Annotated in this window: 13 protein-coding genes; 11 read left to right on the top strand and 2 right to left on the bottom strand. The window is 67.3% G+C overall.

All coding sequences use genetic code 11. The features are described from left to right. The 6 genes from P0Y43_RS15180 to P0Y43_RS15155 form a co-directional block, all read left to right on the top strand. On the top strand, positions 1-1,830 hold a 1,830-nt coding region (locus P0Y43_RS15180), incomplete at its 5' end, for a carbon starvation CstA family protein (protein ID WP_275638078.1). A gap of 11 nt (positions 1,831-1,841) precedes the next feature. Then, positions 1,842-2,045, top strand: a complete 204-nt coding sequence (locus P0Y43_RS15175; protein WP_275638077.1) for a YbdD/YjiX family protein — start codon at positions 1,842-1,844, stop codon at positions 2,043-2,045. 64 nt (positions 2,046-2,109) lie between these two features. Next, the gene (locus P0Y43_RS15170; protein ID WP_275638076.1) at positions 2,110-3,456 is read left to right on the top strand and encodes a cache domain-containing protein; all 1,347 of its coding nucleotides are present in this window, start codon (positions 2,110-2,112) and stop codon (positions 3,454-3,456) included. 33 nt (positions 3,457-3,489) lie between these two features. After that, a complete protein-coding gene (locus P0Y43_RS15165) occupies positions 3,490-4,122 on the top strand; it encodes a response regulator (protein WP_275638075.1) in 633 nt (210 codons plus the stop codon). A 191-nt stretch (positions 4,123-4,313) separates the two neighbouring features. Beyond that, positions 4,314-5,642: an OprD family porin gene (locus tag P0Y43_RS15160; RefSeq protein WP_275638074.1), complete on the top strand. Its 1,329-nt coding sequence runs from the start codon at positions 4,314-4,316 to the stop codon at positions 5,640-5,642. A 252-nt stretch (positions 5,643-5,894) separates the two neighbouring features. Continuing rightward, positions 5,895-6,224 (top strand): DUF2790 domain-containing protein, encoded by a 330-nt coding sequence (locus P0Y43_RS15155; RefSeq protein WP_275638073.1) that lies wholly within the window; start codon positions 5,895-5,897, stop codon positions 6,222-6,224. 303 nt (positions 6,225-6,527) lie between these two features. On the opposite strand, the gene P0Y43_RS15150 is transcribed toward P0Y43_RS15155, so the two are convergent. After that, a complete protein-coding gene (locus P0Y43_RS15150; protein WP_275638072.1) occupies positions 6,528-7,256 on the bottom strand; it encodes a DUF899 domain-containing protein in 729 nt (242 codons plus the stop codon). Between the two features lie 147 nt (positions 7,257-7,403). Between P0Y43_RS15150 and P0Y43_RS15145 the strand changes: the two genes are divergently transcribed. After that, entirely contained in the window at positions 7,404-7,739 is a 336-nt protein-coding gene (locus P0Y43_RS15145) for a hypothetical protein (protein ID WP_275638071.1), read from the top strand. A gap of 1 nt (position 7,740) precedes the next feature. Here P0Y43_RS15145 and P0Y43_RS15140 read toward each other — a convergent pair whose 3' ends face one another. Further along, positions 7,741-8,400 carry an HAD family hydrolase gene (locus P0Y43_RS15140; protein ID WP_275638070.1) on the bottom strand — a complete coding sequence of 220 codons (660 nt, stop codon included), beginning with the start codon at positions 8,398-8,400 and terminating at the stop codon, positions 7,741-7,743. Between the two features lie 102 nt (positions 8,401-8,502). Here P0Y43_RS15140 and lexA point away from each other — a divergent pair, with 102 nt between their 5' ends. From lexA to P0Y43_RS15120, 4 genes are read left to right on the top strand one after another with little or no spacing between them, the layout of a single operon-like run. Continuing rightward, positions 8,503-9,120: a transcriptional repressor LexA gene (gene lexA / locus P0Y43_RS15135; protein WP_275638069.1), complete on the top strand. Its 618-nt coding sequence runs from the start codon at positions 8,503-8,505 to the stop codon at positions 9,118-9,120. Beyond that, positions 9,120-9,740, top strand: a complete 621-nt coding sequence (imuA, locus tag P0Y43_RS15130; RefSeq protein ID WP_275638068.1) for a translesion DNA synthesis-associated protein ImuA — start codon at positions 9,120-9,122, stop codon at positions 9,738-9,740. The genes lexA and imuA overlap by 1 nt, the downstream gene beginning before the upstream one ends. A gap of 6 nt (positions 9,741-9,746) precedes the next feature. After that, entirely contained in the window at positions 9,747-11,165 is a 1,419-nt protein-coding gene (locus tag P0Y43_RS15125; RefSeq protein ID WP_275638067.1) for a Y-family DNA polymerase, read from the top strand. Continuing rightward, positions 11,162-14,233 (top strand): error-prone DNA polymerase, encoded by a 3,072-nt coding sequence (locus P0Y43_RS15120; protein ID WP_275638066.1) that lies wholly within the window; start codon positions 11,162-11,164, stop codon positions 14,231-14,233. Before P0Y43_RS15125 ends, P0Y43_RS15120 begins: the two co-directional genes overlap by 4 nt. The last annotated feature ends 28 nt before the right edge of the window (positions 14,234-14,261 follow it).

Below are 14,261 nucleotides of genomic sequence, written 5' to 3'. Positions count from 1 at the left end.
GGCCTGGACTACGTCCCGACCAACAAGCACATCCTGTTCGGCCATCACTTCGCCGCCATCGCCGGCGCCGGCCCGCTCGTGGGCCCGGTGCTCGCCGCGCAGATGGGCTACCTGCCCGGCACCCTGTGGCTGATCGCCGGGGTGGTGCTGGCCGGCGCGGTGCAGGACTTCATGGTCCTGTTCCTCTCCACCCGCCGCAACGGTCGCTCGCTCGGCGACATGGTGCGCGAGGAGATGGGCCGCATCCCCGGCACCATCGCCCTGTTCGGCTGCTTCCTGATCATGATCATCATCCTCGCGGTGCTGGCGCTGATCGTGGTCAAGGCCCTGGCCGAAAGCCCGTGGGGCATGTTCACGGTGATGGCGACCATCCCGATCGCCATGTTCATGGGCATCTACATGCGCTACATCCGCCCGGGCCGCATCGGCGAGATCTCGCTGATCGGCGTGGTGTTGCTGCTGCTGTCGATCTGGGCCGGCGGCCTGGTCGCGGCCGACCCGGTGTGGGGCCCGGCGTTCACCTTCACCGGCGTGCAGATCACCTGGATGCTGGTCGGCTACGGCTTCGTCGCCGCGGTGCTGCCGGTGTGGCTGGTGCTGGCGCCGCGTGACTACCTGTCGACCTTCCTGAAGATCGGCACCATCGTCGGCCTGGCGATCGGCATCCTGATCCTCGCCCCCGAGCTGAAGATGCCGGCCCTGACCCAGTTCACCGACGGCACGGGCCCGGTGTGGAAGGGCACGCTGTTCCCGTTCCTGTTCATCACCATCGCCTGCGGCGCGGTGTCCGGCTTCCATGCGCTGATCTCCTCGGGTACCACGCCGAAGCTGCTGGACAACGAAACCAACGCCCGCTACATCGGCTACGGCGGCATGCTGATGGAGTCGTTCGTCGCCATCATGGCCATGGTCGCCGCCTCGGTGATCGAGCCGGGCGTGTACTTCGCCATGAACAGCCCGGCCGCAGTGGTCGGCGCCGACGTGGTGTCGGTGGCCAACACCGTCAGCAGCTGGGGCTTCCTGATCACCCCCGAGCAACTGGAAGCGACCGCCCGCGACATCGGCGAGCACACCATCCTGGCCCGCGCCGGCGGTGCGCCGACCTTGGCGGTGGGCATCGCGCAGATCCTCCACCAGGTGCTGCCGGGTGAGAACACCATGGCCTTCTGGTACCACTTCGCGATCCTGTTCGAGGCGTTGTTCATCCTCACCGCAGTGGACGCCGGCACCCGTGCCGGGCGCTTCATGCTGCAGGACCTGCTGGGCAGCTTCGTGCCGGCGCTCAAGCGCACCGAGTCGTGGGGCGCCAACCTGCTGGCCACCGCGGGTTGCGTGACCCTCTGGGGCTACCTGCTGTACCAGGGCGTGATCGACCCGCTGGGGGGCATCAATACCCTGTGGCCGCTGTTCGGCATCTCCAACCAGATGCTGGCGGGCATCGCGCTGATGCTGGGCACCGTGGTGCTGATCAAGATGAAGCGCCAGCGCTACGTGTGGGTGACCCTGCTGCCGGCGGTATGGCTGCTGATCTGCACCACCACCGCCGGCTTGATCAAGCTGTTCGACCCGAACCCGGCGGTCGGCTTCCTGGCCCTGGCCAAGAAGTACAGCACCGCGCTGGATGCCGGCCAGGTACTGGCCCCGGCCAAGAGCCTGGAGCAGATGCAGCACGTGGTGTTCAACGCCTACACCAACGCCACGCTGACCGTGCTGTTCCTGTTCGTGGTGCTGAGTGTGCTGTTCTTCGCGATCCAGGTCGGTCGTCGCGCCTGGGTCAAGCCTGAGCGTACCGACAAGGAGTCGCCGTTCCAGCCCATTCCCGAGGCCTGAGGTACCCCGCGATGTTCAATGACCTGGGCAAGATGGGCAAATACCTCGGCCAGGCTGCACGGATGCTGGTCGGCATGCCGGACTATGACTACTACGTCGAGCACATGCAGACCAAGCACCCGGACAAGCCGGTGATGAGCTACGAGGCGTTCTTCCGCGAGCGCCAGGATGCGCGGTATGGCGGTGGCAGTGGGCGCCCGGTGCGTTGCTGCTGAGCGGGTGAACGTGTCATAACAGGGGGGCCGCGAAGCGGCCCCTTTCCATTCCTCGGTACCCACCATGCAACTCAAACACAAGATCGTCACCCTCAGCGTCCTGCCGTTGCTGGTGTCGGTGCTGTTCATCTGCGTCCTGGTGTTCGCCCAGAGCCGCAAGCTCGAGGAAGACCAGGCCCGGCTGGTGGAAAGCAGCATCATGGCCACCAAGAAGGCCGAGCTGAAAAACTACCTGGAGCTGGCCATGAGCCTGATCGCGCCGCTGTACGACAGCGGGGCCGACGATGAGGAAACCCGCCAGCGCGCCTTGCAGCTTCTCTCCCACGCCAGCTTCGGCATGGACGGCTACTTCTTCGTCTACGACCGCCACGGCAAGAACCTCATGCACCCGCGCCAGGCCGACCTGGTCGGCAAGGACCTGATCGGCATGACCGACAAGAACGGCCTGCCGGTGATCCAGGCGCTGCTCAAGAGCGCCGAGCAGGGCGATGGCTACCAGTTGTACGCCTGGCAGAAACCCTCCACCGGCCAGGTCACCGGCAAGCTGGCCTACGTGGTGATGCTCGAGCGCTGGGGCTGGATGCTCGGCACCGGCATCTACATCGACGACGTCGAAGTGGCCACGCTCAAGTCGCGCCAGGAAGTCGCCTCGGGGGTGTTGACCACGGTGCTGGCGATCGGCTCGTTCTCGCTGCTGGCGGTGCTGGTGATCTTCGCCGGCGGGCTGATGCTCAACGTCAGTGAGCACCGTCTGGCCGACCGCAAGCTGTCGGCGCTCAACCAGCGCATCGTCAGCCTGCAGGAGGACGAGCGCTCGCGGGTCTCGCGCGAGCTGCACGACGGCATCAGCCAGTTGCTGGTGTCGATCAAGTTCCAGTTCGAGCTGGCCGCCATGGAGGTGGCCAACGGCCGCGACGAGGGCCTGGACAACCTGCGCAAGGGCACCACCCGCCTGGGCGCTGCCATCGGCGAGATTCGCCGCATTTCCCACGACCTGCGGCCGTCGCTGCTCGACACCCTGGGCCTGTCGCCAGCGATCGACCAGCATGTGCGTGAGTTCGAGCAGCGCACCGGCATCCACACCCAGTACACCTGCGGGCTGAGCGACACCGAGGTGGACGCGGGGCTGGCGCTGACGCTTTTCCGCATCATCCAGGAGGCGCTGGCCAACATCGAGCGCCATGCCCAGGCCAGCACCGCTATAATTTCGCTCTCGGCCTACCGTGGGCAAATCGTGCTGCGCGTGCAGGACAACGGCGTCGGCTTCGACCCCAACGCCGCCGACGAGAGCCACGGCATCGGCCTGCGCAACATCCGCGAGCGGGTCGACCACCACCGTGGCAGTTTCAGCATCGCGTCAGCGGCCGGGCGCACCGAGCTGCAGGTGCAGATCCCGTTGCGCGCCGTGTGACCGCCTTCCCACCCTTGAATGCCCGAGACTGCCATGAGCGCCACCACCCCCATCCGAATCGCCTTGGTCGATGACCACGTCCTGGTGCGTGACGGCGTCAAGTCGCTGCTCAGCGCCATGCCGCACTTCCAGGTGGTCGGCCAGGCCGAGTCCGGCGCCCAGGCGCTGGTGCTGGTGGCTTCGGTCGAGCTGGACATCCTGCTGGTCGACGTGGGCCTTCAGGACATGAACGGCCTGGAGCTGACCCGCAAGCTCTGCGCCCTGTACCCCGGCATCAGGATCCTGATGCTGAGCATGTACGACAACCAGGAGTATGTGCGCACCTCGATCAACGCTGGCGCGCGCGGCTATGTGCTGAAGAACGCGCCGTCCGCCGAGCTGATCGCCGCGATCGAGGCCATCGCTGCCGGTGGCAGCTTCTACAGCCCGGAGATCGCCCGCAAGCTGGTCAGCAGCAACCGTGACGAGACCGACCTGACCCCGCGCGAGGTGCAGGTGCTGTCGATGATCGCCAAGGGTGCCAATAACAAGGAGATGGCCCGCGAGCTGGGGATCAGCGTGCGCACGGTGGAGACCTATCGGTTGAGCATTCGGCGCAAGCTGAACATCGATACGGCGGCGGCGCTGGTGAAGTACGCGATCGAGCACGGGCTGGTGTCGATCTAGAGGCCGCTGCGCCAGTACCACCGGTACCGGGGCCGCCAACGGCCCTTGGGCACCTGTCAGTTTCGTAATCTGCCGATCATCCTGCGGTTAGCTTCCCGCCCCGATCATGAAATAGCGCCCGCCTCCTGACGCGTAGAACAACCCTGGCGGCGCTATTTCAACAAGAAACTGCCAAAGGGTACGGAGCAATCATGAGCAGAAAAACCACGCTTTCACTGGCTGTCGTTTCGGCATTGGCCAGCACCAGCACGTGGGTCAGCGCCGCGCAGGACACCGAGCAGGAAGGGTTCATCGAAGGCAGCCGCCTGTCGCTGCTCAACCGCAACTTCTACTTCAACCGTGACGACCGCAGCGGTGCCCAAGCGCCTGGCGGCGCGGGTTATTCCGAGGCTTGGGCGCACGCGGTGATCGCCCGTTTCGAGTCCGGTTTCACCCAGGGCACGGTCGGTGTGGGCGTCGATGCCTTCGCCATGCTCGGCCTGAAGCTCGACACGGGCGGTGGGCGCAACGGTGGGCGTAGCTCCTTCGATGTGCTGCCGGTGGACGGCGAGGGCAATGCCCGCGACGAGTACACCAAGGTCGGCGGGGCCGTGAAGGCGCGGGCGCTCGACACGGTGATCAAGGCGGGCGACGTGTTCCCGGCCACCCCGGTGGTGTCCTACGGCGACTCGCGGCTGCTGCCCGAGTCGTTCCGCGGCGTGACCTTGTCCAATACCAGCCTGGACGGCCTCACCTTGCAGGGCGGGCGGCTGCACGCCATGAGCCAGCCGGTGTCCAGCAACCTGCGTGACAACTTTGCCACCTTCTACGCAGGCCCGGTCAATTCGCCGTGGGTCGGCTACGCCGGCGGCGACTACGCGCTCAACCGCTACACCACCGTCAGCCTGTACGCCAGCCGCCTGAAGGACGCGTGGGACCAGCAGTATTTCGGCACCGCGCTGACCTACCCGTTGCATGACGACCTGGCCCTGCTGGCGGGCTTCAACTATTACCGCGCCGTCGACCAAGGCAAGCAATTGCTGGGGGAGTTCGACAACGACATCTGGAGCGCCAAGCTTGGCGTGCGCTTCGGCGCCCACACCCTGGCGCTGACCCACCAGCGCAACAACGGCGGCGACGACTTCGACTACCTGCGCCAGTCCGACTCGATCTACCTCGACAACTCCATCCAGTACAGCGACTTCAACTCGCCGAAGGAGCGCTCGTGGATGCTGCGCTATGACCTGGACATGGCCAAGTACGGCATCCCCGGCCTGACCTTCATGACCCGCTACGGCAAGGGCGCCGACGCCGATTATGCAAACGCCAACGCGGTCTACATGCGTCGCGATGGCGACGGTAATCCGCTCACCGACCAGAAGCGCTGGGAGCGCGATGTCGAGGTGAAGTACGTGGTGCAGACCGGTTCGTTGAAGGACCTGGCGCTGCGCGTGCGCCAGGCCACCACCCGCGCGACGCAGTTCGAGTCGGACCTGGACGAGGTGCGGCTGATCGTCGAGTACCCGCTGAGCATTCTCTGAGGGGCGGCGCACATTGCGCGATTGTAATGACCGCCTCATGGGGGTGTCAGGTGCGCTTGGTTAAGGTGGGTTCAAGCGCCAGAGGCCGTTCCCCGCAGCAACGCATTCACCTTTGAAGCCGTCGTGCTCCTTTGGAAGGGGTGAATTTTCGGCGCCCGTCATGGGCGCCTTTTTTGTCTGGCGTTTTTGTGGCGCTGCGCCGGCCCTCTCGCGGGGCTAGCCCGCTCTGAATACCCCAACACCGGAGTCCCCATGAACCTGAGCAAAACCCTGGCATTCACCACCTTATTGGCCCTGTCCCTGACCGCCAATGCCCAGACCGACATCAGCGCGATCAACGCCCGCCTGGAGCAAGCCGCCCGCGACGCTACCGCTCGCTATGCCCAACGCCTGAACAAGCCCATGCCTGAGTTGAAGGACTACACCTACGACATGAACCTGGACATCGCCAAAGTGGTGCATGCTTCGCAACCCGTGCGCTACTGCGGGAACGTGCAAAGCCTGATGAGCTACGAGGACACCCAGGGTTCGTTGCACTGGGTGCGTTACCTGGTCAGCGGTACCTGCAACATCAACACGTGACCCACCCTGTCAGCGTCGGGCGAAGCGCGCCATCCGCCTAGTCGAAGTCCACCTTCCAGTGGGCTCGATCGCGCAGCGTTTTCAACGCGGGGGAGCGGAGCATCTGCCAGGTGGAGTAGCATTCACGGGTGGAAAGCTCCTCCAGCCGCCCCAGCGCCGGGTACTGCTGCGGCGCAGGAAACCCTTCGAAACTGACCACCGCCCGTGTTGCTCCAGGGCAGTTTCTCCCAGGGTCGACAGCTGCTTGGCCCAGTTGGCGGCGCTCAGGGCTTGCCCCAGGATAGGGTCGGCACAGGTTGCCCGCTACCCTTTGCAACAATGCGCTTGCCCCTCTGCGCCGTCATACCGGTCATGGTGGCGCACCCAATCCATGGTCCCGTCCTCATTGCGTCCCAGGGGGGCGATATCCAGGAAATTGTACGCCCCGACCAGGATGTCCAACCCCCGCGCATAGGTGGAGTAGGTGTGATACACCGCCCCCGTGCCATCGCGGTAGAACGCGCTCAACCCCGGCAGTTCGCTCTCATCGCCGGCGTAGGGTTCATAGTTGTATTCCCCACCCCCCTCGGCAGCCATGCTGACCCCGAAATCTTCGTTGAACCGCGACCCCTGCGACGAATACCAGGGGAACCGCCAGCCCATGCGCTTGCGAAACGCCTGGAACGCCTCGAACGCCGCCCGTGACACTGCCACCAGGGTCACGTCATGGTGAGCCAGGTGCAGGTTGGCGCCGTCGAAATGGTCGGCCAGGAACGAGCAACCCGGGCAGCCTTCGCTCCAACCCTCGGCGAACATGAAGTGATAGACCAGCAGCTGACTGCGCCCGGCGAATAACTCGGCAAGGCCCAGTTCGCCTTCGGCGCCGTGGAAGCGGTAGTCCTGCTCGACCTTTACCCAGGGCAACGCACTGCGGGCCGCCGACAGCTCGTCGCGCTGGTGGGTGAAGGCCTTCTCATGCAGCCACAACTGGCGCCGGGCGGCCAGCCACTGGGCGCGTGTGGCCACGGGGTGGCCCTGACTGGAAGTGTTCATGGTGCTGACTCCACACTGAGGGATTCAGCCAATGGTCGAGCTGCACGCGGTGGATTCGACAGGCGCGCCTGTCGAATCGACGAACGGTGGGCAGGTCGTGCGACTCGCTGATAGCATTTCGCCATCAATCACAAGGAGTGTGTTCGCATGTCGTTCCTTTCCTGGCGCTGCCTGTCGGTGCCGCTGCTGGCCCTGTTGCTGGCCAGCACCTCGGCCCAGGCCGCCAACACCCCCTGTTCCGGTCGCAAGGGCGGCATCGCCGGTTGTGACGGCGATGTGTTCCTGTGCAACGACGGGTCGATCAGCGCTTCGAAGAAGAGTTGCAGTGCCACCCTGGGCATCCGCAGTGCGCGCCCAGCCGTACAACCGCTGCGTGCCAGCGACGTGGGCTGCGCATGTGGCAGCGGCAGCTACTGCACTGGACCGCGAGGTGGGGTGTACTGCCTGACGCCCGCTGGCAACAAGAGCTACCGGCGGCGTTGACTCAGGCCTGCATCCGCTCGATCAACGCCCACAGCCGTGGGTCGTTGTAGTCGTCGATCACCAGTTGCGCCCCGGCTTCGATCAGGCGTTCGGCGGTCTGCGTGGTGGCCAGGGCCACGGTGAAGATGCCGGCATCGGCGGCGGCCTTGACCCCTGGCAGCGAGTCCTCGAAGGCCAGGGCCTCGCTGGCCTTGGCCTCGAGGCGTTGCAGGCCGGTGAGATAGGGCAGTGGGTCGGGCTTGGGGCGAGCCAGTTCGTCGGACACCAGCACATGGCCGAAACGCGCGGTCACGCCCATGGCCGTGAGCATGTGCTCGGCGTTCAGGCGTGGGGCGTTGGTCACTACGCATTTGCCGATGCCGTGGCGCTCGGCGTGGTCCAGCAGGCGCAGCAGGCCAGGCATGGGCTCAAGGGTGGGCGACAGGTCGCGGAACAGCGCTTCCTTGTGCTCGGCCAAGGCCTGGCGTTGGGCCGCGTCGGCCTCGGGGAACAGGTCGGCGAACAGCAGGGTGTTGGAGCGGCCGCTGACCTGGGCATTGAACTGCGCCTGGCTCAGTTCGCGGCCATCGTGGTCGTGCAGCAGCTTGCGGAAGGCTTGCAGGTGCAGGGTGTCGGTGTCGGTCAGGGTTCCATCGAGGTCGAACAGCAGGGCAGTCAGCATCGGGGCATCCAGGCTCACGGGTTTCAGGGAAACGTTTCAGCCGCATCATAGCCAAACTTGTCGACGAAGGGGGCTGTTCAGTGTTTCCGCAAAAGAGTACAAATGTGCTCCATGGATACCTTGACCCCCAAACGCCGCGCCATTCTCGACTTCATCCGGGCGCGCATCGCCGACCACGGCCAGCCCCCCAGCCTGGCCGACATCGCCGAACGCTTCGGTTTCGCCTCGCGCAGCGTGGCGCGCAAGCACATCACCGCCTTGTGCGCGGCCGGCTTCATCGAGGTCACGCCCAACCAGGCGCGGGGCATCCGCCTGGCCGAGCCACTGCGCCGCCCGGAAATCCTCGAAATCCCCGTGCTCGGCCAGGTCGCGGCCGGTGCGCCGATTGGCCCTGACCTGGGCATCCACGAACAATTGCTGCTCGACCCCAGCCTGTTCCGCCGCACCCCCGACTACCTGCTCAAGGTGCGTGGCGACTCGATGGTCGACGATGGCATCTTCGACGGCGACCTGGTCGGCATCCGCCAGCAGGGCGAGGCACGTGATGGCCAGATCATCGTTGCCCGGCTCGATGGCGAGGTGACCATCAAGCGCCTGCAACGCCGCCCCGGTGGTTACCGCCTGCTGCCGCGCAACCCGGCCTATGCGCCGATCGACGTGGGCCCAGAGCGCGAGTTCTTCATCGAGGGCGTGTTCTGTGGCTTGCTGAGGCGTGACTGATGGGCGCGGTGATCGACCTCGACCGGCTGCTCGACCAGCGCCAGGTATGGCGCGGGCGGCAGGCCCAGGTGCGCCCGCAAGGGCTGCAACCCACAGGCCACGCGGCCCTGGATGAACGCCTGCCCGATGGCGGCTGGCCAGCTGCGGCGCTCAGCGAACTGCTGCTGGCCAGCCCGGGCTGCGGTGAGTTGCAACTGCTGTGGCCGAGCCTGGCGCGGCTGACTCGCGGGGCAGGGCGGGTGGTGTTGGTGGCGCCGCCGTTCATGCCCTATGCCCCGGCCTGGCAGGCGGCGGGTGTCGACTTGCGTTGGCTGGCGCAAGTCGACGCCGGCCCCGACGAAGCTTTGTGGGCGGCCGAGCAGTGCCTGCGCTCAGGCAGTTGCGCGGCGGTGTTGTGCTGGCCGGCGCGCGCCGACGATCGCGCCTTGCGTCGCTTGCAGGTGGCTGCCGAAACCGGTGAGGCCCTGGCCTTTGCCTGTCGCCCGCAGCAGGCAGTGCGCAACCCGTCACCGGCCGCCCTGCGCATCGCCATCGATGCCCGCCCGGCCCAGTGGCGGGTGCTCAAGTGCCGTGGCGGGCTGGCGCCGGCCACGCCCATCGCCTGCCCCGAGCGGGGCTGATGCGCCATGCTTTGGGCCTGCATCCTGCTGCCGCAGTTGGCGCTGGACACCGTCCTGCGCGGGCGCGCCGACGCCGAATCGCCCTTGGTGCTGGTCAATGGCCCGAGCCAGCGGCGGCTGTTGCAAGCCGTCAACCCCGCCGCTGCGGCGCTTGGCCTGCGCGCCGGGCAGCGGCTCACCGCAGCCCGTGCCCTGGCCGATGGCTTCACCTGTGTCGAGGTCGACCCCGCGCGTCTTGAGCAGGTGCAGCAGTTGCTCGCCGCCTGGGCCTATCGCTTCAGTGCCCAGGTGAGCCTGCATTACCCACGCGCCTTGCTGATGGAGGTGGGCTCCAGCCTGCAACTGTTCGGCCCCTGGCCCGTGTTCGAAGCACGTTTGCGCGAGGAGCTCGATGCGCTGGGGTTGCGCCACCGTATCGTCCTGGCCAGCAACCCGGTGGCGGCGCGGATGCTCGCCAATGGCCATGACGGCTTGGCCGCGACCTGCCCCGAGCAGACTCGCACGGCCCTGGTGGGCATGCCCCTGGGGCGTGTCGGTTTGCCACCCGAAAGCGCCGAGGCCTTCGCGCGCATGGGGTTGCGGCGCTTGGGCGAGGCGCTGGCCCTGCCACGCGATGCCTTGGCTCGGCGGTTTCCCGCGCAGGTGCAGTTGCACCTGGATCAACTGCTCGGTCTACGCACCTTGGGCCTGGCGTTCTACCAGCCACCCGACCGTTTCGAGTCGCGCCTGGAGCTGAACTTCGACGTCGAATCGCACCAGGCGTTGCTGTTTCCTCTGCGCCGCTTGCTCAACGACCTGGCGGCCTTTCTCGCGGGGCGCGACTGTGGCGTGCAACGCTTCGCGCTGCACCTGGAGCATGCCGAGGGGGCGGACACCGTGCTCGAGGTCGGTCTGTTGGCCGCCGAGCGCGACCCGGCGCTGCTCTTCGAACTGGCCCGTGGGCGCCTGGAGCCGCTGAGTATTCGTGCGCCGGTGCGTAACCTGCGCCTATTGGCCGAGGACTTGCCTGCGTTCGTCCCCCAGCACCGGGCGCTGTTCGACCCGCGTGCGCAGCAGGCCCAGCCCTGGGAGCAGCTGCGTGAGCGCTTGCGCGCGCGCCTGGGCGACGAGGCGGTCAAGGGGGTGTGCGCCGCTGCCGACCATCGCCCCGAACACGCCTCGCGGTCGGTCGAGCAGGGCACCCTGCCAAGCCTGCTGGTTGCACCGGGCAGCCGCCCCGGCTGGTTGTTGAGCCAGCCGCAAGCCCTGGCCGGCGGCGAGTCGCGTCGGTTGGGCCAGGCCGAGCGCATCGAGTCGGGATGGTGGGATGGCGGCGACGTGCGCCGCGACTACTACCGCATCGAAACCCGCGAGGGCCTGCGCGGTTGGGCCTACGAAGACCTCGCGCAACCCGGCACGCTGTGGTTGCAGGGGTGGTTCGCATGAGCCTGCCCGACTACGCCGAGCTGCATTGCCTGTCGAACTTCAGCTTCCAACGCGGCGCCTCCAGTGCCGACGAGCTGTTCGTGCGGGCCAAGGCTCAGGGCTACACGGCCCTGGCGATCACCGACGAATGCACCCTGGCCGGTATCGTGCGTGCCTGGCAGGCGGCCAAGGCCCAGGGCCTGCGCCTGATCGTCGGTAGCGAAGTGCGCGTGCAAGAGGGTCCCAAGCTGGTGCTGCTGGTCGAGGACCTGGTCGGCTACCAGAACCTCTGCGCGCTGGTCACCCGCGCCCGGCGCCGGGCCGGGAAGGGCGCCTACCAGTTGCTTGCCGAGGACCTTCAAGCCCACCACCAGGGCCTGCTGGCACTGTGGGTCGTCGACGATCCGAACCATGGCCCGGGGTTGCAGGCGCTGTTCGGCGAGCGCTTGTGGCTGGCGGTGCACCTGCACCGGGGCAGCGACGACGCGGCGTACCTGCAACGCCTGCGCACCCTGGCCGGGCGACTCGGCATCCGCGCCGTGGCCTGCGGCGACGTGCACATGCACAGCCGTGGCCGCCGAGCCCTGCAGGATTGCATGACCGCGATCCGCCAGCACTGCAACGTGGCCGAGGCGGGCGCACACCTGTACCCCAACGGCGAGCGCCACCTGCGCCCGCGCGAGCAGTTGGCCGGGCTGTACCCGGCCGACCTGCTGGCCGAGACCCTGGCCATTGCCGGGCGCTGTCGGTTCGACCTGGGCGAGTTGAGGTACCAGTACCCTCGCGAGCTGGTGCCCGAAGGCCACGACCCGGCCAGTTGGCTGCGCCACCTGTGCCAGGCCAAGCTGCCCGAACGCTGGCCCCAGGGCGCGAGCACCGAGGTGCTGGGCACCCTGGCCCGCGAACTGGCGCTGATCGAAGAGCTGGGCTACGAAAGCTACTTTCTCACCGTGCACGACATCGTCGACTTCGCCCGCCGCCAGGGCATCCTCTGCCAGGGCCGCGGCTCGGCGGCCAACTCGGTGGTGTGCTACGTGCTGGGCATCACCGAACTCGATCCGACGCTGCACCACCTGCTGTTCGAGCGCTTCCTGTCACGCGAGCGCAACGAGCCCCCGGACATCGACGTGGACTTCGAGCACGACCGCCGCGAGGAAGTGATCCAGTACGTGTTCCGCCGCTATGGCCGGCACCGCGCCGCGCTCACCGCGGTGGTCAGCACCTACCACGCAGCTGGCGCCGTGCGCGACGTGGCCCGGGTACTGGGGCTGCCGGCCGACCAGGTGGATGCCCTGGCCAAGTGCTGTGGGCGCTGGAGCGACCGTATCCCCGACGCCGAACGCCTGGCCGAGGCCGGCTTCGACGCGCAGAGCCCGTCGCTGCGGCGCATCCTGGTGCTGGCCGGCGAGCTGATCGGCTTTCCCCGGCATTTGTCGCAGCACCCCGGTGGCTTCGTGATTTCCGAACAGCCGCTGCACCAGTTGGTGCCGGTGGAGAATGCCGCCATGCCCGAACGCACGGTGATCCAGTGGGACAAGGACGACCTGGACATGGTCGGCCTGCTCAAGGTCGACGTGCTCGCCCTGGGGATGCTCAGCGCCTTGCGCCGCTGCTTCGACCTGCTCGCCCTGCACCGTGGCCGGCACCTCACCCTGGCGAGCATTCCCGCCGACGACAAACCCACCTACGACATGATCAGCCGCGCCGAGACCATGGGCGTGTTCCAGATCGAGTCGCGGGCGCAGATGGCCATGCTGCCCCGGCTCAAACCGCAGAAGTTCTACGACCTGGTGATCGAGGTGGCGATCGTGCGGCCAGGGCCGATCCAGGGCGACATGGTCCACCCGTACCTGCGTCGGCGCCTGAAGCAGGAGCCGGTGACCTACCCCTCGGACAAGCTCAAGGCGGTGTTCCATCGCACCCTGGGCGTGCCGCTGTTCCAGGAGCAGGTGATGGAACTGGCCATGGTCGCCGCCGACTACACCCCGGGCGAGGCCGACCAGTTGCGCCGCAGCATGGCTGCCTGGAAGCGCCATGGCGGCCTTGAGCCGCACCGCGAGCGCTTGCTCACCGGGATGCTGCGCAACGGCTACGAGCTGGCTTTCGCCGAGCGCATCTTCGAGCAGATCAAGGGCTTTGGCAGCTACGGGTTCCCCGAATCCCACGCCGCCAGCTTCGCCTTGTTGTGCTACGCCAGCAGTTGGTTGAAGTGCCATGAGCCGGCGATCTTCACCTGCGCGTTGGTCAACAGCTGGCCGATGGGGTTCTACAGCCCCGACCAGTTGTTGCAGGAGGCCCGCCGCCAGGGCATCGAGGTGCGCCCGGTGGATGTGCTGCACAGCGCCTGGGATTGCACCCTGGAGCCGGTGGGCGAGGGCGCCCTGGCCATTCGCCTGGGGTTGCGGCAGATCCGTGGGTTCAACGAGGCCGATGCCCGGCGCCTGGAGCAGGCCCGGGCGCAACGGCCGTGGCGCGACGTCGAGGACCTGTGCCTGCGCGCGGGCCTGGACAGCCGGGCCCGCACCCGCCTGGCCGATGCCGGTGCCTTGCGCGGCCTGGCCCGCGACCGTCACCAGGCGCGTTGGCAGGTGGCGGCGGTGCAGGCGCAGTTGCCCCTGTTCGCCCAGGTCGACGCCGCGCCAGAGGCCGAGGTGAGGTTGCCGCCACCGACCGTGGGCGAGGATCTGTTCGCGGACTACGCCACCACTGGCACCACGCTCGGCCCGCACCCGCTGACCCTGCTGCGCTCACGCTTGCGGGCGCTGGGTTGTCGCAGTTCCAGCGAGCTGGCGGGGGTGGGCCATGGCGACAGTATCGCGGTGGCCGGCATCGTGGTTGGGCGGCAGCGGCCACAGACGGCCAGCGGGGTGACCTTCGTCACCCTGGAGGACGAGCATGGAATGCTCAACGTGGTGGTCTGGCGTGACCTGGCCGAGCGCCAGCGGCGGGTGTTGGTGGGGGCGCAGTTGCTCAAGGTCAGCGGGCGGCTGGAGCAGGAGAGTGGGGTGAGGCACCTGATTGCGCGGCGGTTGGAGGACATCAGCCCGTTGTTGCACGGGCTGGATGTCAGGAGTCGGGATTTTCAGTGAGGCGGCTGGCCTAATCGCGGGGCAAGCG

Source organism: Pseudomonas entomophila, from assembly GCF_029193575.1.
GTDB lineage: Bacteria > Pseudomonadota > Gammaproteobacteria > Pseudomonadales > Pseudomonadaceae > Aquipseudomonas > Aquipseudomonas entomophila_G.
Note: the sequence above shows the minus strand (reverse complement) of the source record. Positions and strands in the feature narration are given on the sequence as shown.

Bases quoted from the DNA above. Each gene is read 5' to 3' on its own strand.
- P0Y43_RS15150 (WP_275638072.1), bottom strand. From the start codon at position 7,256: ATGAACACTTCCAGTCAGGGCCACCCCGTGGCCACACGCGCCCAGTGG.
- P0Y43_RS15140 (WP_275638070.1), bottom strand. From the start codon at position 8,400: ATGCTGACTGCCCTGCTGTTCGACCTCGATGGAACCCTGACCGACACC.
- P0Y43_RS15125 (WP_275638067.1), top strand. From the start codon at position 9,747: ATGCTTTGGGCCTGCATCCTGCTGCCGCAGTTGGCGCTGGACACCGTC.
- imuA (WP_275638068.1), top strand. From the start codon at position 9,120: ATGGGCGCGGTGATCGACCTCGACCGGCTGCTCGACCAGCGCCAGGTA.
- P0Y43_RS15165 (WP_275638075.1), top strand. From the start codon at position 3,490: ATGAGCGCCACCACCCCCATCCGAATCGCCTTGGTCGATGACCACGTC.
- P0Y43_RS15170 (WP_275638076.1), top strand. From the start codon at position 2,110: ATGCAACTCAAACACAAGATCGTCACCCTCAGCGTCCTGCCGTTGCTG.
- P0Y43_RS15175 (WP_275638077.1), top strand. From the start codon at position 1,842: ATGTTCAATGACCTGGGCAAGATGGGCAAATACCTCGGCCAGGCTGCA.
- P0Y43_RS15160 (WP_275638074.1), top strand. From the start codon at position 4,314: ATGAGCAGAAAAACCACGCTTTCACTGGCTGTCGTTTCGGCATTGGCC.
- P0Y43_RS15120 (WP_275638066.1), top strand. From the start codon at position 11,162: ATGAGCCTGCCCGACTACGCCGAGCTGCATTGCCTGTCGAACTTCAGC.
- P0Y43_RS15145 (WP_275638071.1), top strand. From the start codon at position 7,404: ATGTCGTTCCTTTCCTGGCGCTGCCTGTCGGTGCCGCTGCTGGCCCTG.
- P0Y43_RS15155 (WP_275638073.1), top strand. From the start codon at position 5,895: ATGAACCTGAGCAAAACCCTGGCATTCACCACCTTATTGGCCCTGTCC.
- lexA (WP_275638069.1), top strand. From the start codon at position 8,503: ATGTGCTCCATGGATACCTTGACCCCCAAACGCCGCGCCATTCTCGAC.